Here is a 22,308-nt window from a genome sequence, read left to right on the forward strand (position 1 = left end):
AAAGCTTGGTCAACTTATTTATTCAAATAAATTTTCCCCGAAATATTTTGGTATTAAGGCAACCCTACAATAAAAACAGGAGTTTATCCGTTAAAGAAACAAAATATAAATTTTTAATTCTGTAAATAGACCCTTTCACTTCCAAATTAAATTTCAGTTTTTTGATTGTAAAGTACAAAATATTCTATTTCGACTTTTTTTAATTAATTTCTTTTTTAAAAAAAATCCAGTTTCTATTGCATCACTGTTATTGAATTTTTACATTTGAAAGCAATCATTAAAATGTTTCACCCTCAAGATATACTATGGCATAAACCTCTACGTTATAAAAAAGTCAATTTGTATGAGCAATAGGTTAATTCCTAAAGATGCCGAACTCATCGCACAATACCGAAGCGGAAGTGAAGCAGCATTTGAAAAGTTAGTAAACAAATACAGTCCGAGAGTTTACACCACCATTTATCTGATTGTTAAAGATCAGGGAGTAGCGGAGGATTTACTTCAGGATGTATTTGTGAAAGTAGTACAGACTTTGAGTTCTGACGGTTATAACGAAGAGGGTAAATTTCAGCCATGGTTGATGCGCATAGCGCACAATTTAGCCATCGATTATTTCAGAAAACGCAAACGCTACCCTACCATTGTCATGGAAGACGGAGCCAATGTTTTCAATACATTGCGATTTTCAGAAGAAAATATCGAGGACCTCAAAGTTAAGGAAGATACTGTTGACCTGGTCAGGAAGCTAATAGACGATCTTCCCGAAACCCAGAAGCAAGTGCTCATCATGAGACATTACATGGATTTGAGTTTTCAGGAAATTGCAGAACAAACCGGAGTAAGTATCAACACTGCTTTGGGAAGGATGCGATACGCTTTGATAAACATGAGGAAAAAATTAAAACAATTAAATGTTGCCTATGACAAAATCTTTTACCCCAAATGACCTGTTAAGATATATCTATCAGGAAATGAGCGAGGGTGAGAATGAGCTGTTTGTGCAGGCCTTGCGCGGTAATGATACCTTGATGCAAGACTATTTAGAAATGCTGAGCACTATCGGACAATTGGACCAACTCATTCTAGAACCTTCGGAAAAAGTAGTAAAGGCCATTCTTAGGAGGGCCAAATCTACCGGACTCGAAAAAGTTTGACAAAATTCAAACGAAATGGTAACCTGAAAGCTTAATTGCTTTCAGGTTTTTTTATTAACTGAATACTTTTTTCTGCAAAGCGCTTACCCAAAATTACATATCCCTGTGCGGACATATGTAAATCATTTTCTATTTTCTTCCCTTCTCTGTCTACTCCATCGTTGAGTAAGGGTATGAAGGACTCCTCCGGATTTAAACGTACCATACAAACTTTTTACCAGGTTTAACTAGGCTAAAGGTGATGGCATTATCAATTAAAAAGCTGTAGAAAAAAATAAAGGTATTAAACAATTCACGGATATTTGATTGTCAGATTGAAACGGTTGAGATGACATTCATTGTTATTTCCCCTAATCCCATTTTGTCCATTTTCTCAAGTCACCCTACTTTTAGGATAAAAGAAAAAAATCCAAAAATAATTTGTAAAATGCCATAGAAAACTTAAATAATTCAATCAATCGGACCGCAAATCTATGAAACTATCCTTCCAACAATTATTCTTTATATTGGCCTTCATCTTTGGCCTTTTTGCTGTAATGGTACTTGCTAAAACTGTGCTCATACCACTAAGTATGGCACTGCTAATTTCATTCATTTTATATCCGGTTGTTAAAAAATTAGAAGGTTGGGGATTAAATACATTGCTTTCTGCTTTTCTTTCACTGCTGATGCTATTTGTAATTATCGGAGGAGGTATCACTCTTTTTTCTGCCCAAATAATGAATCTTTCTGATCAATTGAATGATTTCTCAGGAAAAATAATGAATACCTTATCAGAGGCAATAGTCTTCATAAATAGTAATGTCCATTTTATAGGTGATTTAAACAGGGAGGAGTTGGTAGAAAATGGCAAAGATTGGCTTAAAGAATCATCCGGATCGTTAATACAAAATACTTTTAGTGGTACAGCATCATTTCTAACAGGCCTTCTCACCACCATAATTTTTACATTCTTGATTTTAATTTACAGGAAAGGTTTAACCAAAGCCTTTGTTGCATTTGGTGATGATAAGCATAAAGGTAAAATTTTTAGAATGCTCCAAAATATACAGAGTGTTGGAAAAAAATACCTTTCAGGTATGTTCCTGTTGATTTTAATATTGGGTTTTGCCAACAGTTTAGGATTGTTGATAATCGGAATTGATAGTCCTTTCCTTTTTGGTTTTTTAGCAGCTTTATTATCGATTGTGCCATTTGTAGGCACCACTATAGGCGCCACTATTCCTGTTCTTTATGCTTTTATGTCCTCGGACTCTCTATGGGTACCAATAGCAGTCATGTTGTTGTTCTGGGGGATACAAATTATTGAAAGTAATTTTTTAAACCCTAAGATTGTGGGCAGTAGCCTTAATGTAAATGCTTTGGTAGCAATTTTAAGTTTATTGATAGGTGCTGCGGTTTGGGGGGTTGCAGGTATGGTATTATTTCTACCTTTTGCCGCTATCCTTAAAGTAATTTGTGAAGAGTTCGATCAATTGAAGCCCATTGCCATGTTAATCAGCGACGACATTTCTGGCGACAATAAAGAGGGCGATAAAACGTCAAGATGGGTTGAAAAAATAAAGGGATGGTTTAGTAATAGGTAAAGCTGTTTTATACTCAAAACAATTTTTCAGGAAGCTTTAACCACCTATTCAGGTCTGACAAATAGGTATTAAATTATCGCATAATTGTATTTGGAAATCTTACCTTTTCTGGGTTTTTCTTAAGTTCACTCATTACTTTTCCAAATAGTTCTTTCTTAACCCTGCCTGAATTTTTTGGATCAACTAAGTATCGCACTACCACTTCTATCCATGTGTTATTATTAGCTTTCAAAATGACAGCGGGATATTCATTTACATCAAATTCATCTACAGGAGTGTCTGCCAATATTTTTTTAAATCGCTTAACCCTTCTGACCATTGCTTCACCAATTTCCCTTTCAACAATACGTTTTACGGTATCACTGGTAAAATCAAAATCGCTATCATACGAGATAAAGAAACTAAGTTCGTTCCAGATGAAAGGAAATAAAGGCCATGAATAATTATATACATATTCACTGAATACTTTTGAGTTGGCAAACCTTATGATGCGCCCACTTGGATGGTCTGCCGACAAATAATCCCCGTTAAATTCCCATAAGGTTGTATCTAAGTAGCTTACATTGATGACATCTCCAAACACATTGCCTATCCGGATCCGTTCACCGACTTCATAAGGCTTGCGGATCAGAATATATAGCCATCCGAAAAAACTAGTGATAAGATTTTGTAAGGCAAAGCCAAGTACAAGCGATACAATACCAAATGAAACAGCGGCCGCATACCAGTTAGCAAACAGCAATGAAAGAATAATACTTAGTATGATGAGAGCAGCAAAAAAGTCAGCAATTCGATTAAAATTAAATTCTTTGGTTTTATCTTCTAATTTTCGGTCAATTATTTTTTTCAAGAGCCTTGTTGCCAGCAACACCAAAGAAATCAACATGACGGCAAGCACGATCTTTTGGGCAAGTGGAATATAACTGCTGGAAATGGGTAATCGTTTCCACCCAAGAAGAAAATAAAGAACACCGCAACCCACAAAAAGAATAGCGGTGATACCCAGCATGGGAGCCTCTTTCTCTAAAACATCTACGCTTTCTTTTTGAACCGAAACTATGGTTTCACTCAAGGCTCTTTGTACTTTCTCATCCTTTTTTATGTCTTCAATTTCTTTATCTTCTAAGGGGTCTGAAGCTTTCATACATGTTATAACTTTAGTGAAGGAAAATATCCTAGCGGACTAAATATTTTATGTGAATAAACAAAAATATTGCTGTAAGTAAATTAAATCGTTACGTAATTCTTAAGAAGAAATACATGATTGTCACATCCCCTTTGAATCAAAACCCAAATTTTGGGATAACGGTCGGAACCTATTTCTCCAAGTTTCTCATCGGATTATTAAAATCTACCCTAAGAATTAGGGTCGATTAAATGTTAAATTGGAATTTAGTAAAATATTTTTTACATGTAAAAATTAATAACATTACTTATTTAAGTGAAAATTTAATAAATACAGAAATATTACCTTTGATTAATAATTGATATAATATAATTAATATTTTATCTGTTAAATGAAAATTTAAACCAACATTAGAAAACAAATTTCACCATGAAAAAGTATCAAAAATTTCGTATCATCACTGGGATTGGAATTGCATCCCTCATTATGATTTTTGCCCCACAGGGATTCTCCCAAAGTGAAAATCCTGGCCCACGGATTGGGATAAAGGGTGGTGTAAACTTTTCCCAATTCTTTGTCGACCAACCTACAGTTGAGGATGAAAATATGAAGACTGGAGTACATTTCGGTATTTTTACTAAAATACCCCTTACCAATTTCCTTGCGATTCAACCGGAATTGCTCTACACGAACGTAGGCTCTAAAGTATCCTATGGTGGAAGTGATGTGGAAAGTCTTTTGGGAATAAGGGAAGGCGAAGTTAGATTCAATTTGAATTATATTCAATTACCGCTTGCTCTTGCGGTAAATCTAGGGCCTCTAAATATACATGCAGGACCTTATGTGTCTTATCTGATTTCGGCTAATGTAAAAGATCTCAAGACTTCAGATCTTTCCACGAGCGATCCAATTGAATTGAATAAGGATAACTTCAATACTATAGATTATGGCTTGTTTGCCGGAATAGGTTTCGATATTGGCAATGTAACCGTTGGTGCCCGATACAATCATGGTTTGCGAGAAGTTGGAACAGCTGGATTGGGTGGAACGCTTACCAACAATTCCAGAAATGCAGTTGCTCAAATATTTCTTGGGTTCGGATTTTAAAAGCACTTGTTTGTACCGTTGATATCTTGAAATTTTCTGAAAAATAAATTTTTGAAAGTTTTATTTTGAAAATGGTAAATATTTAAATCCCGATTTTCTATGGATTATCATAGAGAATTGGGTTTTTTTGTGCGGTAAAAACTTATCCATTTACCAGAGTTTAGTTGTGGTTTAATATATTTATTGTCAGACCAAGGACCACTGATTATTTCTGAAAATTGAATCAAGCATGAGTTCAGACCCAACCTCTTCAGTAACAGGACGCACAATTGGATTTTTCGGGGCCTTAGGCATTGGTGTGGGTGCTATGGTAGGCGGCGGAATCCTGGCCTTGGCCGGAGTGGCCTTTGCAGTGAGCGGACCCTCAGCAATCTTGGCTTTTATGCTCAACGGATTGATTGCTTTTATCACTGCGCTCAGTTTTGCCGAGATGGCTTCAGCAAATCCGCAATCAGGCGGAACCTATACCTATGCCAAGAAAGCACTTTCCCTACAGGTGGCATTTGGGGTGGGCTGGATTGTTTGGTTTGCCTCGTTGGTAGCGGCAGTTTTGTACGCACTTGGTTTTGGGTCCTTCGCTTTGTTTGCTCTTCAGCAAATTCCGTCAACTGGGTTAAGCGGAATTCTTGAGTTCAGAATGCTACCGGTTCTGCTGGCAATAGCAGCTATAGGCTACTTTACTTTCAGCCTTACAAAAGGTACCGGAGATGGTGGCGCTGTCATCAATATCGGCAAACTCATCGTTTTCGCCATACTTATAGCGGGAGGTCTCGCTGTGTTTGTTCAAACGCCATTCACTCATATCACTCAAAGTCTCGCCCCGTTTTTCTCTGGGGGATTCAGTGGAGTGATCGCAGCCATGGGCTATACATTTATTGCATTACAGGGATTTGATTTGATTGGATCTGCCGCTGGTGAAATCAAAAACCCCGAAAAGACAATCCCTAAGGCTATGGTGGGCACACTTGTGGTTGGGCTGGCAGTTTATCTACCCTTGCTTTTTGTGATGTCAACGGTAGGCGTGCTGCCCGGGGAGTCAATAACAGAACTCAGCCGGGAAAATCCTGAAACAGTATTGGCTGTTGCCGCACAAAATTACTTGGGAGCTTTTGGATTCTGGCTGGTTTTAATAGCAGGTATATTTTCGATGCTGTCAGCTTTACAGGCCAACCTCTTCGCAGCTTCAAGGATCTCACTGAGAATGGCAAAAGACCGCACTTTAATTCATCACCTGTCAGCTATTGATCAGCGATTTGGGACGCTAAAAAGATCGATCTGGGTCACATGTGGGATTGTGGCACTTCTCGTTTTGATCCTGCCTGATGTAGCAGCTGCGGGTGCAGCCTCTAGTTTGATTTTTCTGATCACATTCGCCCTGGGGCATCTGATTATGATTTTGATGCGAAATCGTGGATATGCAACGAGCAAAACATTCAGGGCTCCCTTTTTTCCTGTACTTCCAATTGTGGGAATGATCGCATGTATCGGGCTGGCGCTATTTCAAGCGATTATGGTTCCGGCTGCAGGGATTATTTCGTTGCTGTGGCTTCTCATCGGGACTGTTCTCTTTGTATCCTTTTTTGTGAAAAAAGCAGAGGCAATTGAAGCGTCAGAACAAGCCCTCGATCCGGATCTTTTCAGGTTGAGGGGATTAAGCCCACTCGTTTTGCTCCCAATATCAAATCCCGCTAATGCCGAATCCATGGTATTTGTGGCAAATGCCCTGGCACCACCAGTTGTAGGAAGGGTTTTGTTGTTATCGATTGTAATCCCAAGCACCGAAAAGGATGATATTGAAAAACGACTCATATCAAGCCGAGATGTGACACAATATGCCCTTAAGGCCGCTTTTGAAGCGGGATTACGTCCAGATACCCTTACCACAATCGCCGACCATCCATGGGAAGAGATTGAACGGGTTGTCAAAGTCCACAATTGCGGTAGTCTGTTGTTAGGATTAAGTGGTTTAAACGATTTTCAAACCAATCAGAATCTTGAAAAACTGGTGAAACATATAAGGTCCGATGTGGTCGTATTCCGACAGCCTTACAGTGGATGGAAGATTACAGAAGCACGAAAAGTACTGATTCCTGTGGCCGGTTTTGAAAGTCATGATCCGCTTAGGGCACGGGTTGCTGCCAGCCTGTGGCGTGCCTCACAACCTGAAATCACATTTTTAAAAATTCTGCCAACAAATACCTCCCTGAAAACACTTCAGAAGAATAATTTGAGGCTCTCACGTTTTGCAGATCTTATAATTCCGGGAAAGACCCAAGTACGTATCATCCCAAATGACGACGTTGTCTCAGAACTAATCAAACAGGCTTCCGAGCATGATTTGGTGATTATGGGATTGGGCAAAGTCGGTGACCATGAGAAAGCATTTGGACATTTGGCCCTTTTACTGGCTGAAAAAACAGATACTGCTTTGATTTTTATCAGTAAAAAATAATGGTCCAAAACTGACCTAGGGAACTAAAATCATAATACCCCCGGTTCTGGTCACTTTTGGTATTAAGTCTTTCCTTATTTAGGCCTATCATCCCCATTTTCATTCTCATCTGTTTTCAAAATTACCCTCATCCTATCAATATGGATCTGGGATTTCTTTGCCCTTTCAAGGGCTGTATGAGAACCGACACCTTTTTTCCCTAGTCCCATTTCAGTCAGTAGGTTTTTATGCTCTTCGAACATCCTTAAGGCAGTCCACATTGTTTCTTCAATCTTGTTAGTCTGTTCAGCTAAAAGGTAAGCTGGGGTATAGGAGTATCCGGTATGGCAACGAAACCTAAAATCGCTATCCTTTTCCACTTTCCATAAAACACCTCCACAACCAGGGCAATTAAAAGGAATCTGATCACCCTGTTCATTTACTGAAGACAAGTCACTTAGCACACGTTCTGCAATTACAGAATCTAACTTGTTTAGCTGGTCTAAGACTACATTCCTGGTTGCATCAGGAGAAATATGTCGGACCACTAATTTCGACAAGGGAAAATCATTTGGGATTTGGCTTATTAATTCTTTCAATGTGCTAAGGCCTCCCGCAGATGAACCTATTACAATTATTTGGGTAATCTTTTCAGGCCTTTCTGCTTTACTGCTTTTCTGCTTTTTTTCATTTTATTTCAGCTAAAATTCAATCAAGTGCAAAATCCGTAACACTCTATTTCTCTAACGTTATTCAAAAAATTACAGCTAAAATATACGAATTCCTAAACAAAATATTCCTCACTCCAAAACCCCATCCAAAAACCCCTGCATCTTACCAATTAACTCTTTATTGGTCTGAGGGCTAAAGCCATGACCCTGACCGATGACGTATTCCACCAAATGATGGATATTTTTGGCAATAAGTGCTTCCTCCAGGATTTTGCTTTGGGAGATGGGAACTACAGTGTCCTTGTCGCCATGGAAAAGTACGGTTGGCACACTCTGAGGATCGACAAAATTAAGCGGGCTTCCATTGAAATAATTTTCCTTTCGGTTTGTGGGATTTCCTCCCATTATATTCTCAAGCAACAAATTGGTAAATGCGCTAAAACCATAAAATGTTGTCAGGTCCGTTGGTGGAAAAAAAGCAACAGTTGCTTTTACCAAATTATCCTCATTATTCTTGTAGCTGTGCAACAAGGCCAAATGACCCCCTGCACTTCCTCCTGCCAACACCACATAGTCAGAAACATTCCATGCGGGTAGTTGCGATTTGATATAGGCCAAGGCTTTTTTGATGTCTTCCTCCTGTGTCGGAAACCTGTTGGTTCCTTGAGAAATATTGTACAAACTGTAATTGATGGCCACATATGCGAAATCATCCTGCACCTCTTCCAACCATGGTCTGAAACCCTTAAACTCTGACTTATTGCCATCTACCCAACCGCCCCCGTGTATCCACACAAACACTTTTGTGGTATTGGGATTTCGGTTTGCAGGCAAATAGACATCCATCAATTGATTCGAACGATCCTCACTGTATTTGACATCCAATAAGTCAATGGCCACTCTGGCATCCAACCCCGGGTCTTCATTTTCCTGACAGGAAAAAAGCAACAGGACAAAACCCAAAAAAAGACTTCCTGTTATTGTTCGCAAATATGCCTTTCCCATTTTAAAATTTATTTCTTTTGTATGACAACGAATGTAAGGGTTACTTGTTATTGTTATATATCAACATCCGCTTTTGTGAATGTAGCATCAGTTTAATTTAATTGGCTAGAAGACGGAAGACCGAAGACCGAAGAAACCCAAAATTTAGATTTTGACAAACTTTCCCTTAGTTTTTAAAAATTAATTACTAGTATGATTACCAATATTCAGAATACGATAAATACATATCCGCTAATTTCAGTGGTCGCTTTTGGCCTACATAATTCATGTTAAAAAGTTAAATTGCCCGAAACTTCCGTCTTCCGTCTTCTGACTTCCGTCCTTTTGAAAAAAAACAATGCTTAAAAAAGAAAGATACTCCTCCTTTATTAATCACTTTTCCAACAACATGCCTATTGCGGAAACAGAACTCCAATATGAGTCCCCCTTTCAGCTATTAGTCGCAGTGGTTTTGAGTGCACAGTGTACTGACAAAAGAGTGAATATGACCACTCCGGCCATTTTTGAAAAATTCCCCACACCCGCCCATTTAGCTGCCACATATTTTGATGATCTTTTCCCCTATATCAAAAGCATCTCCTACCCCAACAATAAAACCAAACACCTGATCGGTTTAGGGAAAATGTTGGTCGAACAGTTCAACAGTGAAGTTCCATCCACCGTGGAAGAACTGGTAAAACTCCCGGGAGTAGGCCGAAAGACAGCTAATGTGATCACTTCCGTGGTGTGGAACCAACCGAATATGGCTGTTGACACACATGTATTCAGAGTTTCCAAGAGATTGGGTCTGGTCAACCAAAATGCCAAGACACCCTTGGAAGTGGAAAAGCAATTGGTGAAACATATCCCCAAACAACATATCCATATTGCACATCATTGGCTGATATTACATGGTAGGTATGTGTGCATTGCACGGAAACCCAAATGCAGTGAATGTACCTTGACCCATTTTTGTCGGTACTTTGAAAAAAACAGGGAGGCTATTCTCAACGAAGGGACGCTTCCACCCAAGAAGATAAAGTAATATGTGTGGAATAAACGTCATTATCAATTCTGAAATAGATGGCCAAAAAGCCATCGAATCGATGATGAATGCCACCATTCACAGGGGTCCGGACCATTCCGGTTTTTCCAAAGTAAGCGAAAATGTATTTTTTGCAGGGAACCGACTAAAAATATTGGATCTCAGCGACACTTCGAATCAGCCGTTGTGGAACAAAGACAAAGATGCCGTTTTGATTTGGAATGGTGCGCTGTACAATTATCAAGACTTGAGAAATGAGCTATTGGACCTAGGTTGTGAATTCATTGGAAGCTCAGATTCTGAGGTATTGTTGAATTGGCTCAAGTTTTATGGAACAGATAAAATCCATGCCTTGAAAGGGATGTTTGCCCTTGCCTTTGCTGACCTCGCCAAGAAAGAGATAATTATTGCAAGAGACATTTCGGGAGAGAAGCCATTATATTTTTTACAAAATGAAAAAAGCTGGTATTTCTCCTCAGAAACCAAAGGAATCCTTGCAGGTTACGATGGTCAACTTCCCATCGACACTATACAATTTATCCCATTTTTCTATTACCGACATAGCTTTCCGGACGGTTCATTCTATCAACAAATCCACCAAGTATTATCTGGAGAGGTAATGGTGCTGGACTTTTCAGGAAAACTCCTGAACAAACAAAAATTGAGTATCCCCCATTTTAAAAGAAATCGCTTGAGTCAATCGATTTTTGAGGAAACACTTAAGGATGCTGTTCTCAAAAACTTCAATGCAGAAAGACCTGTGGGAATGGTCTTGAGTGGCGGGGCGGACAGCAGCCTGCTTTATTCCCTTTGGTATGAGGAAACGGGGCAGCCGCTTAATACTTTTACTGTTGCCCTCGAAAAGAAATACCAATCAAAATATAATGACCCCTATTTTGCCAAATACTTGGGCAAAAGATACCCAAGTTTTCATCATGAAATCCTCGTCAGTCAATCTGATCTAAGAGACAACTGGCCCGAATATATCAAATCCATGGACCAACCTATTGGTGACAGTGCAGGCTTTCTCACCTGGATAGTGGCTAAAACGGCTAAGGAAAAGGTGAAAGTGCTGGTTTCAGGTGCCGGGGCAGATGAACTTTTCGGGGGCTACAACAGGCACCGAGCTTTTAATCAATACCTGAAGCATCCCAAGCTATTCAAGTTTTTGAAGGCTTTCGGAACCAAATTTCCTTTTCCGACATCTTGGAAAAAAGTCCTTCAGAGTATCCAATTAAATCCCGAACTGACATTTATCCAAATGGCCGCCCTACAGCCAATCCCAGATCAATTCCTTGAAGAATTTCAAAAATGGTATCCTCAACATGGAAGTCTTATAAAGAATGCTCTGGAATGGGACCGGACTTTCTATCTGGTCAATGATATTCTAAAAGTCCATGACAATGCATGTATGTCAAATGGCATAGAAGGTCGGTCTCCTTATTTGGATATGGACTTATTGTCTATGGTACAAGCTCAGTCATACCTGGACAACCTGATCGGGAAAAAATTAATTAAATCAGCACTTCAAAATAGGGGTTTGGGAAAAATTGCAAACAGAAGAAAGCTGGGTTTTGGATTACCTTTGTTGGAGTGGTTTGAAGAAAAGGAATTCCGAAATTGGGTTTTTGAGCCCATCAAAGAAATGGAAAAAACATGGGGTCCGGATTTTCCCCCTGAAATGCGTAAATTGGCTGCTAATCCTGAAAAATCAGATAAAAGACAATTCCTCCAATTATGGAACCTCTTCATTCTAGCAAGTTGGCTAAAAAACAATGAATAGAAATCTAGTGCTATGTTAAGGATGAATTGACAATCTTTCCCGCAGAGACGCAAAGACGCAAAGAAGGATAACTTGATTCTTTTCGCGATGGTGATAACCTTTAAATATTAGAGTTAACATTACACTAGCTTTTAATTGGTTTTATCAAGGCTAGATATTTAAAATTACCAAACTTCGGTCTTCCGACTTCCGTCATGATAAGCAAAGGAAATAAGGTAACTGGCATCATTTAGGATAAAAAACCTCCACCAATGAAACTCATCTACACCCACCAATATTTCATGACACCTGCTGAAGGAGGGGGGACACGATCCTATCACCTGGCCAAAGGTTTGGTCAATGCCGGGATTGAAGTGGAGATGATCACTTCCCATGAGAAGGATGAATATGATTTCAAATTAATTGATGGCATTAAGGTACATTATCTTCCTGTGGGGTATCAGCAGCATTTTGGGTTTTTAAGGAGGATTTGGGCTTTCTTGACTTTTGTCAAATTGGCAAAAAAACTGATCATTAAACTTCCACGGCCTGATTATTTCTACATTACCTCCACTCCTTTGACTACAGGTATAATCGGACTTTGGGCAAAAAAGAAGTTTGCCGTACCCTATATTTTTGAAGTTAGGGACCTGTGGCCGGATGCACCGATTCAAGTTGGTGTCATCAATAACCCACTGCTGAAGCGTATTTTGTTCCACTTCGAAAAGAGGATTTACAGGAATGCATTTAAAATTGTGGCCCTTTCTCCAGGTATTGCCAATGCCATCAGGCAACGATGTCCTGATTGCAATATTCACTTGGTACCGAATTTCGCTGACACAGAGTTTTTTACCCCCTCTGAAAAGAATGAGAAAATCCTGAGAAAACTCGACTTATCCAACAAGTTCACCATTGCCTATGCAGGTGCAATAGGGAAAGTCAATGCAGTCAATGAAATCCTGATTTTGGCAAAGATGGCAGAAGAAAGAAAGCTTGACCTTCAATTTGTAGTCATGGGCAGGGGTACCCATGTAAAGGAATTGCTCAATGAATCCCAAAAGCTACGATTAAGTAATTTCCACTATGTCCCATTTGGCAACAAAGAAAAAGTAAAGGATTTGTTATCAGTTTCTGATATGGCCTTTGTTTCTTTTGCCCATTTGCCGGTTTTAAAGACCAACAGTCCCAACAAATTTTTTGATGCTTTGGCTGCAGGCAAGGCTATTTTGGTCAATCACAAAGGTTGGGTTCATGACCTCGTGCGGCAATACGATTTGGGATTTTACTTTAATCCGGAAAAAACAACAGAGATTTTGGAAAAAATTCAAAAACTGGCAGACAACCCAACTATGCTCAAAAAACACCAAAGCAATTCAAGAGAATTGGCAGAGAATTATTTCTCAAAAGAAACTGCAGTATTGAGACTTCTTGCATTGATCGACCCTGAAAATCACAACAGAGAGTTCAAGGACGAGGTTTATATCCTGACTGCCTGAAAATCCTACCTGTATCCGAAATATTCATTAATTCCCTTAAATCAAGGTTGTTGTTGGTCCTGAAATCATCTACAATGTTCCATCCTAGCCATCTCCCGATTCTACCCGGGGCATCAGGACTGATTTCATCAGTAGCCGGGGCCTCCCCTGTATATTTCCTGATGATAAATGGATTGGTTTCAAAAAACAGATCGTTTTCCACAAAGTAGGACCAAATAAATTCTTCATTATCAAAGCAGGCCACTATCTCTTCAGGGGTATAACCTATGATAAATTCATCAGAAGTACAGGGAAGAATACTTTTAGTAAAATGATAAGCTTTTCCATAATACACCATTTCAGCCAAAAGTGTACTTTGGGAAAGGTCTGTCTTATTGAACTTGGATGAAATTGCCATGACAATCATGGGTACAATATATGGTCTTTGATACCTATTGGAAATATATTGAGGAAGATCGGGTGGTTGGAATCTATGTTCAAAGGGCAGATAATAATCCAATCCAATCACAATCATTTCCTCATCCAAATACAAATCCGAAGCAAATCCACTGACAAAAGTATAGACCTTAGGAACTTTGAATTCAGGAAAATGATATTGAATATATTTAAAGGCGTTGATGAGCTCCTCTTCCAGAGATTCCACATCCGGATAATGGGCCATCACCTCATCATACAACGCTATAAGCGTGGTGTCACGATGTAAAGCAAGAAGTTCACTCGCCATCTCACCTTTTGAATTGTATTCATTTGTCAAAAGATACCTTTCAGAAAATTCTGGATACTTTTCGAGCAAATACAAAAAGTCCTGTTCAGATTCCGCCTTGAAAAATTCATTTTCCAACCTGATGATCTCGACATTCAGATTGGTTTTCAGGATTTCAGCATCCAGTTCACAGCCCTCCTCTTTTTCCTTGCAAGAAGAGAAATAGAGTGGGAGCAACAAACAGCAATAAATCAGTTTAGATTGGTTCATGAGAAAGATTTCTGAATTGGATCGCTTCCAAATCTACAACAAAACCTACAGATGGTTTGAAATTTTTGGGTATTCTCACGTAAGAGAACGCAGATGACGCTGATTTTGCAGATACACACAGATAAAAAAAACCAGTGAAAATCCGCTCTATCAGCGTTATCAGCGTTCTAAAAAACTTTTTTTATTCCCTGATTTTTTGATTACTTCAAACTGTGAAAAACCAATGGATCACTTTTAGGGAATTTTTAAAATATATGAGTTTGCTCAAACTCAAAAACTATTTCCTTTTATACAGTTCTTTTCAACTTAGCAGGCTTTCCAAAAAACCAACCATTTGGGGTTATCCAACAACTTTATCCATAGAACCGACCACCAGTTGTAACCTTCGCTGTCCGGAATGTCCCAGTGGTCTGAGGAGTTTTACAAGACCAACGGGGATGTTGGAATACGAGCTTTTTAAAAAGATCATTGACCAATCAAAAGATACGCTTACCTACATGCACCTTTATTTTCAGGGCGAACCATTTTTACATCCTCAATTTCTTGGTATGATCCGGTATGCGGATGGTTCGGGAGTTTTTACGTCCACCTCTACAAATGCACATTACATCAGTGAAAAAAATGTAGATCAGATAATCGATTCTGGATTGAGACAAATGATCGTTTCGATGGATGGCATCAGTCAAGAAGTTTATGAAGAATACAGAATAGGCGGAAACCTTGAAAAGGTCCAAAAAGGACTTTCATTGATATTGAAAAGGAAAAAGGAAATGAGAAAACAATTCCCCAGAATCATCCTTCAGTTTTTGGTGACAGGCAAAAATGAACATCAAATTCCGGATTTAAAGAACTGGGCCAAAAAAATTGGGGTAGATGAGCTACAATTAAAAACCACCCAGATTTATGGCTTTGAAAATGGCTCAGAATTGATTCCAAAAAATCTCGAATATTCTAGGTATGTCCCAAGTAAAAACGGTACCTGGAAACTCAAAAAAGAAATTGAGAACAAATGTTGGCGGATGTGGCAAGGGGCTGTTGTGACTTGGGATGGTAGGATGCTACCCTGTTGTTTTGACAAAGACGGACAACATGTTATGGGCAAAATCCATGAAAATCCATTAAAGGATATTTGGAACAATGCTTCTTATAATTCTTTCCGCCAACAGTTATTGTATGACCGTTCCCAAATAGATATCTGCAAAAACTGTACGGAGTGATTTCAGCCAATTTTGAATTTAATTCTGCGAATATTTCTTTACAGCATGGAATAATTATCTTTACGCAGATTTTCTCATATTTTAGTTAGCAGACACCATAGGTTTATACATATAATTTAAAAGTATAGGCAGGAAATAAATATAATGACATCATCTTTCTCCAATTATATCCCATCTATCCAATACCTGAAAAAAGTAACAGGAACTTTGGTTTTAGCCTTTTCTCTATTTTGGATTTTCCCCCAAGTCATTCAAGCTCAATCCATCTCAGATATCAGCAATATCAAAGTTGATGACCTTACGGATGCCCAAATCAGGGAATTGATCCGCAGGGCCAATGAAGCAGGCCTATCCGAGTTTGAACTCATTCAGATGGCAAGGTTGAGGGGAGTTTCTGAAGTTGAACTTGAGAAATTGAAGGACCGGGTAGAAAAAATGGATATCTCTGCTGTAGGGGGAAGATTGGGCGCTACTGCCTCTAAAAGAGAACCCAGAAAACAGGCAGACCTGAATGAGATCACGCAGGGTCTATTTCAAGAGCAAAATGAGTTAATAGTGTTTGAGGAAGAACCTTCACCCTATTTTGGAGGTGACATTTTTTACAATAAAAAAAGAAGGTTGACTTTTGAACCCAACTTGAATATTGCCACACCAAAGAATTATGTGCTCGGCCCAGGAGATTTGGTCTATGTAGATGTCTATGGCCAATCGGAAAAGTATTATGAATCCATCGTCACTGCGGATGGTTTTATACTGCTGGACAATGTAGGCCCGATCAATATCTCTGGTAAAACCATCGAAGAGGCTGAAGGTATTATCAGAAACAGACTTTCATCATTTTTTACCGAACTGAGAGGTTCCAATCCCCAAACTTCCATGCAACTGACTTTGGGAAATGTCAGAACAATCAAGGTCCACTTGGTGGGTGAATTAAGACTTCCCGGTACTTTTACACTTAGCGCTTTAAGTACAGTTTTCAATGCATTGTATGCCGCAGGTGGACCCAATGACAATGGAAGTATGCGAAGCATCAAAGTCATCCGAAATGGAAAAACTGTCAACACGCTTGATATCTATGAATTTTTGATCAATGGAAATGCCAATTTAAATTTCAGACTTCAGGATCAGGATGTAATAATGGTGGATCCCTTTTTGGCCAGGGTTAGTGTCATTGGAGAAGTAAAAAGACCAAAAATATTTGAGGTCAAAGAAGGTGAGACTTTCAATGAGCTATTGAAATACAGCGGTGGGTTTACGGACGAGGCATTCAAAGACCGGATTTCAGTGACCAGAATTTCCGGGAAAGAAAAGGCTGTTTCTGATATTTTTGATAACCAATTCTCAATTTTTATGGTCAAAGGTGGTGACCAATACACAGTAGGTAGGGTATTAAACAGGTATTCAAATCGCGTACAGATAAAAGGGGCAGTTTTCCGAGAAGGTAATTTTGCCCTGACCGAAGGACTTACACTTGGGCAATTGATCAAAAATGCAGATGGCATCAGGGGTGAAGCTTACCTTGAACGGGCAAGTATTCTCAGAACAAATGATGACCTGAGTACCGAAGTCATTTCAATCAATCTTAGGGAAATACTCAATGGCAATAGACAGGATATTCTCTTACAAAGGGAAGATGTGGTCCGGATATCTAGCATTTATGACCTTAAGGAAGAATTTTATGTTCAGATCACAGGGGAAGTAAGAAATCCAGGCACTTACCCATATTCCTACCAAATGACAGTTGAAGACCTTATCGTGATGGCTGGTGGATTAAGGGAATCTGCAAGTGCTAAGGACATCGAAATTGCCCGAAGATCACAGGATACAAATGTAGGCACCTTCTCTGAACTGATTCCTGTAAGCATTGGGGTTGACCTTACTGTTCAAGAAAACACCGTTTCTCTTTCACCCTATGATAATGTGATTGTTAGGAGAAAACCCAATTTCACCTTGGATAGATTGGTTCAGGTCGAAGGACAGGTAAATTCACCGGGTATTTTTTCGGTGACTACAGCAGAAGAACGGGTCTCTGACCTGATTCAAAGGGCCGGAGGATTAACCCCTTACGCCTATCCAAAAGGAGCCACATTAATCCGTAGAACTGAGTTTTTTGAAACTGAATCAGAACAATTGAGAAGACAGCGAAACCTTCAGGATCTTCAAGTAAAATTACAATCGGATCCAAACAATACCGAAGCACAGGAATTGCTTTTGGAGCGGCTATTCAAAGATTTGGGAAATACACCGACAGATGTTACTGAAGGTGCTGTTGCTACCCAATCGAAAAGAGAAGCTTTGGCTGGAATCGCAGAAACCAAATCAGGTCTTGGTGATATTAAAATCAAACAAAGGGAGGCCGTGGCCATTGATTTGGAATCCATACTGAAAAATCCGGGATCTGACAAAGACTTGATTCTGGAAGAAGGGGATATCATTTCCATTCCAAGACAATTGCAAACCGTCAGGATGCGGGGAGATGTGGTATATCCTGCAACGGTGAGGTATGAGAAGGATAGGGGAATGAAATACTATATCAATAGAGCTGGTGGATACGATATTCGGGCCAACAGAAAACGGACCTATGTAGTCTATGCCAATGGAGAAGTAGCAAGAACCAAAGGCTTTTTAGGCATCAGGTCCTATCCTTCTGTGGCACCGGGGGCTGAAGTAATCGTTCCAACAAAAGGACCAAGACTACCTGTGAGACCGGGGGAAATTATTGGTATCACCACAGGTATTGCCACCTTGGCGCTGATCATTACGCAACTCAATTTTGAATAAGCATGAAGGGGCAGCAACATATTTTAGACGATAAAATCACCTTCAAAGAGATCGTGGAGAGATTCCGTATTTGGATTGGGTTTTTTCTCAGCAAATGGAAGTTTTTATTTCTTGCAGGAATTCTCGGAGCAGGAATTGGCGCTTTGGCATCAATTATTAAAAAACCTGTTTACCATGCAGAAACGACTTTTGTACTCGAAGAGTCTGATATGGGCGGCTTGAATCAAATGTCAGGGCTAGCTTCCCTTTTGGGAATCAATATCGGTTCTCTTGGCGGATCTTCCAGTGGGATTTTTCAAGGTGACAACATCATGGAATTGTATAAGTCTGACAATATGTTGGGCAAAACATTGCTAAGTCCTTTCGATTCAGAATTATTGCTGATTGACAGGTTCATTGAATTCAACGAGCTTTCCGATAAATGGAAGCGAAAAGTAGATCTAGACAAAATGGACTTCTCCCTTACAAGAGAAAGATTTACGGTTAGCCAGGATTCAGTGGTCAAAGAAATTTCGAAAATCATCAGAGAAAAACATCTTGCGGTAGAAAAACCCAACAGAAAGTTGAGCATCATTCAGGTCAACCTCAGTTCAAAGGATGAACCCTTTGCAAAGGTCTTTAATGAAACTTTGGTTGACAATGTCAATTCATTTTACTTCGAAACCAAGACCAAAAAAACTGCTGAAAATGTAGGCATATTACAAATCCAATCTGATAGTGTCAGGACGGTTTTGGATGAGAACTTGGTGGAATTTGCTGGGATGGCCGATAGGATACCTTTTCCCAATCCCCTGCTTCAAACAGCCACAGTAGAAGGAAGGAAAAAACAAATTGATATTCAGGCGGCTTCAGCAGTCTATGCAGAAATCACCAAAAACCTGGAGATTGCAAAAGTCAACCACAGAAACAATTCCCCGCTGATTCAGATCATCGACGGACCAAGGTTACCATTGAGAATGACCAAAATCAAACTCCTGAAAGGAATTGTTTTTGGAGGTGCGATTTTCTTTTTTCTGGCTTTGGCTTATCTGTACTTTAGAAAACTCTATAGCCTGCATTTCACCGGATACTGATCAAGATTGATTTATTGATATGATTGAAAAACTAAATTCATATTCATTTTCCAATCTGATCAGAAATAAACCCATTCAGAATTTTACATTTTTGGCAACCATTCAAGCCTCAAATGTGATCATCTCACTGATTACCATCCCCTTATTGATCCAATCCATTGGGGTAGATCAATTCGGTTTGGTCAATTTGGCACTGTCAATTATAGTGCTTTTCAATATCCTTGTAGGCTTTGGCTACAACCTCAGTGGTCCCCGTGAGGTCGCACTGAACCATCAAGACAAGCAGGCACTTTCGCATTTGGTTTCCAATATCATCTTTAGCAAAATGTTGATGGCCTTTTTGGCAAGCTTGTGTATCTTTATTGCAATTTTTGCCATCGGGATGTTTCAGGAGTATCGATGGATACTTTTATTCTCGACGCTGTTACTTTTTTCAGAAGCCACACTCCCACTTTGGTTTTTTCAGGGAATGGAAAAAATGAAAGTGATTTCCATTGCCAATGTCTTTAGCAAATTGTTGTATCTGTTGGGAATCATTTTGTTTATTCACTCCCCTCAACAATCCATTTGGGTGAATTTCCTCTTGGGAATTACAGGGCTAAGTATCAACCTTTTGTTGCTTTTGTATATTCATTTTCAGATGGATATCAAATTTTATAAACCCAAGTTCTTACAGGTTTTTGACTCCATTAAAGAAAATGGTTTGTTTTTCCTTTCCAATATGGCAGGCCATATCTCTATCAATGGAGGGCTTATCATCCTGAGCTTTTTTTCAACTGCAGCAACACTCGGCATGTTCAGTTTGGCAGAACGGATATCCATGGTATTGCGACTTTTTCCATCTTTGGTTATTCAGGCCATTTACCCCAATGCTGCCCGTCTTTTCCAGACTGACAAAACCCGATTCTTTTCCTTTCTTAAAAAATCTTACTTGATCACGCTTTTACTAGGTCTGTTTGGGTCAATACTGACTTTTGGATTTGCCCCTTTTATTATTCAGGTACTCGCAAAAAGCTATTTGGAAGAGTCCATTCAGTTTATGCGGATACTGGCATTTGTTCCGTTTTTTGCAGGTCTTAACATTCCCAACGTCATGGTTTTTTTGGTCAAAGATCAAAAGGCCCTCATGTTCAGGTCTTCTTGGATGTCAACACTATACATGCTTCCTGCTTGTTCATTGTTGACTTATTATTATGGAGGAATAGGTTTGTGCATTGGTTTGCTTTCCACAGAACTGACCATTCTTATTATCTGCACATTTTTAAACTTTTCTAGAAACAGAACTGATGTTACTGCTTTTTGGAAAAGCATAGTATAAAAATTCACTAAAAAGGCTAATTTTGAAGCTTCCTTCTCAACAAGAAAATAAATTTCAACCTTATCCTGAGTTTTATCAGTACTGATCAGATTTTTGAATGGATCCAAAATCCCACCCTTCAGTAGCCATTATTATTGTCAATTGGAATGGGTATGCCTTAACTCAAGCCTGCCTGATTTCACTCAGCAAGGTCAGCTATAAGAATTTCAAGGTGATTTTGGTTGACAATGGGTCAGTGGACGGTTCTGTCCCAAAGCTCAAATCAGATTTCCCGGATACAGCATTCATTGAAAGCAAAACCAACCTCGGATTTACCGGTGGCAACAACCTAGGGATGAAATGGGCCTTGGGCAAGTCATTCGATAATATTCTGCTACTCAACAATGATACCTTGGTGGAACCTGATTTTCTGGAACCATTGATCGATTACCTAAATAGGAATCCCTCCTATGCTGCCGTTCAGCCAAAAATCATGTTTGAAAAGGAAAGGAATAAAATTTGGAACGCGGGAGGGGGATATTTCAGGTGGTTGGAAATGAGTTGGTCCATTGGAATCGGCAAAGAGGATTTAGGGCAGTACCAAACTGAAAAAGACACCAAATGGATTACAGGATGCGCGATACTGATCCGAACAAAAGTGATCAAGGAAATCGGATTGCTGGATGAGCGGTTTTTTGCCTACTATGAAGATGTGGATTGGTCTTTGAGAATGAGAAAATATGGGTATAGCTTGAGATATCTTCCCCAATCAAAGATATACCATGTAGCAGGCGCTTCATCCATCAAAACCATCAAAACCAAAGAAGGCACTATCCCCCCGATCATTCACTATTATCGGACAAGGAATCACCTCTTTTTGATCCGAAACCATGCAAATCCGATCTCCTTTGTATTAAGTTTGCTGTACCAAACGATCAAGAATGCTGCCTTTGTCCTATACCTCACCATGAGAGGAAGATTCAATAAAGTAAAGGCTATCCTAAAAGGTCATTATGATGGCCTCTTTGTAAAAAATAAAATATGAGTCCTTCCAAATTATTCCCTGATATCGAAGCTTATTCTCAAGAAATAGGGCTTTCTCCCGAAATGCTGGAAGAAGCATTTCATCTTGAAAACCGATATCACGATTTGTTGATCAAAGAAAAAGACGCCCAAAAGCGGGAAAAGCTTTATGATGAGTTCTACAGCAATTTGTTACAGTTTTATGGCAGAACCACCCAGGAAGACGATTCACTGGAAATCAAGATTGGTAGTAAAGACCCACAGGTCACGCTTTTTGAAAAGGAACTCAAAGGCAAATCAGTTATTGATTTTGGATGTGGTGAGGGTCATTTTTTAATGAATATTGAAAAAAAGCTTCCTTACAAAAAACTAACAGGCGTGGATGTTTTTATACCTGAAAACCTAAAAAAACATCCCGAGATCAATTTTATCGCTGCCGGAATTATCAATTTCCAAACGGACGAAAAGTTTGAAGTGGCTTTCTCGGATAATGTGATAGAACATTTGGCGCCATTGGATTTAAATGACCACCTTCAATCAGTCTATGATAGCCTATTGCCGGGAGGTAAGTTTATCTTGGTC

Annotated in this window: 19 protein-coding genes; 14 read left to right on the forward strand and 5 right to left on the reverse strand. The window is 39.2% G+C overall.

Annotated elements, in window-relative coordinates; genetic code table 11:
• The first annotated feature begins 343 nt into the window (after positions 1-343).
• The gene (locus ACEW8U_RS21350) at positions 344-946 is read left to right on the forward strand and encodes an RNA polymerase sigma factor (RefSeq protein ID WP_373524081.1); all 603 of its coding nucleotides are present in this window, start codon (positions 344-346) and stop codon (positions 944-946) included.
• Complete coding sequence (locus ACEW8U_RS21355) at positions 921-1,154, forward strand: hypothetical protein (RefSeq protein ID WP_084118964.1); 234 nt, start codon at positions 921-923, stop codon at positions 1,152-1,154. Before ACEW8U_RS21350 ends, ACEW8U_RS21355 begins: the two co-directional genes overlap by 26 nt.
• 31 nt (positions 1,155-1,185) lie before the next feature.
• Here the strand turns inward: ACEW8U_RS21355 and ACEW8U_RS21360 are convergent, their stop codons facing one another.
• Entirely contained in the window at positions 1,186-1,359 is a 174-nt protein-coding gene (locus ACEW8U_RS21360; protein ID WP_373524082.1) for a hypothetical protein, read from the reverse strand.
• Between the two features lie 268 nt (positions 1,360-1,627).
• Between ACEW8U_RS21360 and ACEW8U_RS21365 the strand changes: the two genes are divergently transcribed.
• A complete protein-coding gene (locus ACEW8U_RS21365) occupies positions 1,628-2,740 on the forward strand; it encodes an AI-2E family transporter (protein ID WP_373524083.1) in 1,113 nt (370 codons plus the stop codon).
• Between the two features lie 73 nt (positions 2,741-2,813).
• Here ACEW8U_RS21365 and ACEW8U_RS21370 read toward each other — a convergent pair whose 3' ends face one another.
• Positions 2,814-3,884, reverse strand: a complete 1,071-nt coding sequence (locus ACEW8U_RS21370) for a mechanosensitive ion channel family protein (protein ID WP_373524084.1) — start codon at positions 3,882-3,884, stop codon at positions 2,814-2,816.
• A 411-nt stretch (positions 3,885-4,295) separates the two neighbouring features.
• Here ACEW8U_RS21370 and ACEW8U_RS21375 point away from each other — a divergent pair, with 411 nt between their 5' ends.
• Positions 4,296-4,973 carry a porin family protein gene (locus ACEW8U_RS21375; RefSeq protein ID WP_373524085.1) on the forward strand — a complete coding sequence of 226 codons (678 nt, stop codon included), beginning with the start codon at positions 4,296-4,298 and terminating at the stop codon, positions 4,971-4,973.
• Between the two features lie 229 nt (positions 4,974-5,202).
• The gene (locus ACEW8U_RS21380) at positions 5,203-7,425 is read left to right on the forward strand and encodes an APC family permease (RefSeq protein ID WP_373524086.1); all 2,223 of its coding nucleotides are present in this window, start codon (positions 5,203-5,205) and stop codon (positions 7,423-7,425) included.
• A 74-nt stretch (positions 7,426-7,499) separates the two neighbouring features.
• Here ACEW8U_RS21380 and ACEW8U_RS21385 read toward each other — a convergent pair whose 3' ends face one another.
• Together ACEW8U_RS21385 and ACEW8U_RS21390 are read right to left on the reverse strand one after the other, a co-directional pair.
• On the reverse strand, positions 7,500-8,051 hold the full coding sequence (locus ACEW8U_RS21385) for a chemotaxis protein CheB (protein WP_373524098.1): 552 nt from the start codon (positions 8,049-8,051) through the stop codon (positions 7,500-7,502).
• Between the two features lie 153 nt (positions 8,052-8,204).
• Complete coding sequence (locus ACEW8U_RS21390; RefSeq protein WP_373524087.1) at positions 8,205-9,080, reverse strand: prolyl oligopeptidase family serine peptidase; 876 nt, start codon at positions 9,078-9,080, stop codon at positions 8,205-8,207.
• A 337-nt stretch (positions 9,081-9,417) separates the two neighbouring features.
• Between ACEW8U_RS21390 and nth the strand changes: the two genes are divergently transcribed.
• The 3 genes from nth to ACEW8U_RS21405 all read left to right on the forward strand — a co-directional run bounded on the left by nth (position 9,418) and on the right by ACEW8U_RS21405 (position 13,362).
• Positions 9,418-10,104 carry an endonuclease III gene (gene nth / locus ACEW8U_RS21395; RefSeq protein WP_373524088.1) on the forward strand — a complete coding sequence of 229 codons (687 nt, stop codon included), beginning with the start codon at positions 9,418-9,420 and terminating at the stop codon, positions 10,102-10,104.
• A 1-nt stretch (position 10,105) separates the two neighbouring features.
• Positions 10,106-11,887, forward strand: coding sequence for an asparagine synthase (glutamine-hydrolyzing) (gene asnB / locus ACEW8U_RS21400; protein ID WP_373524089.1), 1,782 nt, complete (start codon positions 10,106-10,108; stop codon positions 11,885-11,887).
• A 251-nt stretch (positions 11,888-12,138) separates the two neighbouring features.
• The gene (locus tag ACEW8U_RS21405) at positions 12,139-13,362 is read left to right on the forward strand and encodes a glycosyltransferase family 4 protein (RefSeq protein WP_373524090.1); all 1,224 of its coding nucleotides are present in this window, start codon (positions 12,139-12,141) and stop codon (positions 13,360-13,362) included.
• Here ACEW8U_RS21405 and gldB read toward each other — a convergent pair.
• Complete coding sequence (gene gldB, locus ACEW8U_RS21410; RefSeq protein WP_373524091.1) at positions 13,331-14,335, reverse strand: gliding motility lipoprotein GldB; 1,005 nt, start codon at positions 14,333-14,335, stop codon at positions 13,331-13,333. The two genes, ACEW8U_RS21405 and gldB, sit on opposite strands and share 32 nt — an antisense overlap.
• A gap of 212 nt (positions 14,336-14,547) precedes the next feature.
• Between gldB and ACEW8U_RS21415 the strand changes: the two genes are divergently transcribed.
• The 6 genes from ACEW8U_RS21415 to ACEW8U_RS21440 all read left to right on the forward strand — a co-directional run.
• Positions 14,548-15,552: a radical SAM/SPASM domain-containing protein gene (locus ACEW8U_RS21415; protein ID WP_373524092.1), complete on the forward strand. Its 1,005-nt coding sequence runs from the start codon at positions 14,548-14,550 to the stop codon at positions 15,550-15,552.
• Positions 15,553-15,696: 144 nt separating this feature from the next.
• On the forward strand, positions 15,697-18,333 hold the full coding sequence (locus tag ACEW8U_RS21420; protein WP_373524093.1) for an SLBB domain-containing protein: 2,637 nt from the start codon (positions 15,697-15,699) through the stop codon (positions 18,331-18,333).
• 2 nt (positions 18,334-18,335) lie between these two features.
• Entirely contained in the window at positions 18,336-19,406 is a 1,071-nt protein-coding gene (locus ACEW8U_RS21425; RefSeq protein WP_373524094.1) for an exopolysaccharide biosynthesis protein, read from the forward strand.
• A 19-nt stretch (positions 19,407-19,425) separates the two neighbouring features.
• A complete protein-coding gene (locus ACEW8U_RS21430; protein WP_373524095.1) occupies positions 19,426-20,724 on the forward strand; it encodes an oligosaccharide flippase family protein in 1,299 nt (432 codons plus the stop codon).
• A gap of 97 nt (positions 20,725-20,821) precedes the next feature.
• Positions 20,822-21,748: a glycosyltransferase family 2 protein gene (locus tag ACEW8U_RS21435; protein WP_373524096.1), complete on the forward strand. Its 927-nt coding sequence runs from the start codon at positions 20,822-20,824 to the stop codon at positions 21,746-21,748.
• Positions 21,745-22,308, forward strand: a 564-nt coding sequence (locus ACEW8U_RS21440) for a trans-aconitate 2-methyltransferase (RefSeq protein WP_373524097.1), incomplete at its 3' end; no start/stop codon positions are given. The genes ACEW8U_RS21435 and ACEW8U_RS21440, both read left to right, overlap by 4 nt.

Origin of the sequence: Aquiflexum sp. (assembly GCF_041751335.1) — a bacterium.
In the GTDB taxonomy this organism is placed as follows: Bacteria; Bacteroidota; Bacteroidia; order Cytophagales; family Cyclobacteriaceae; genus Aquiflexum.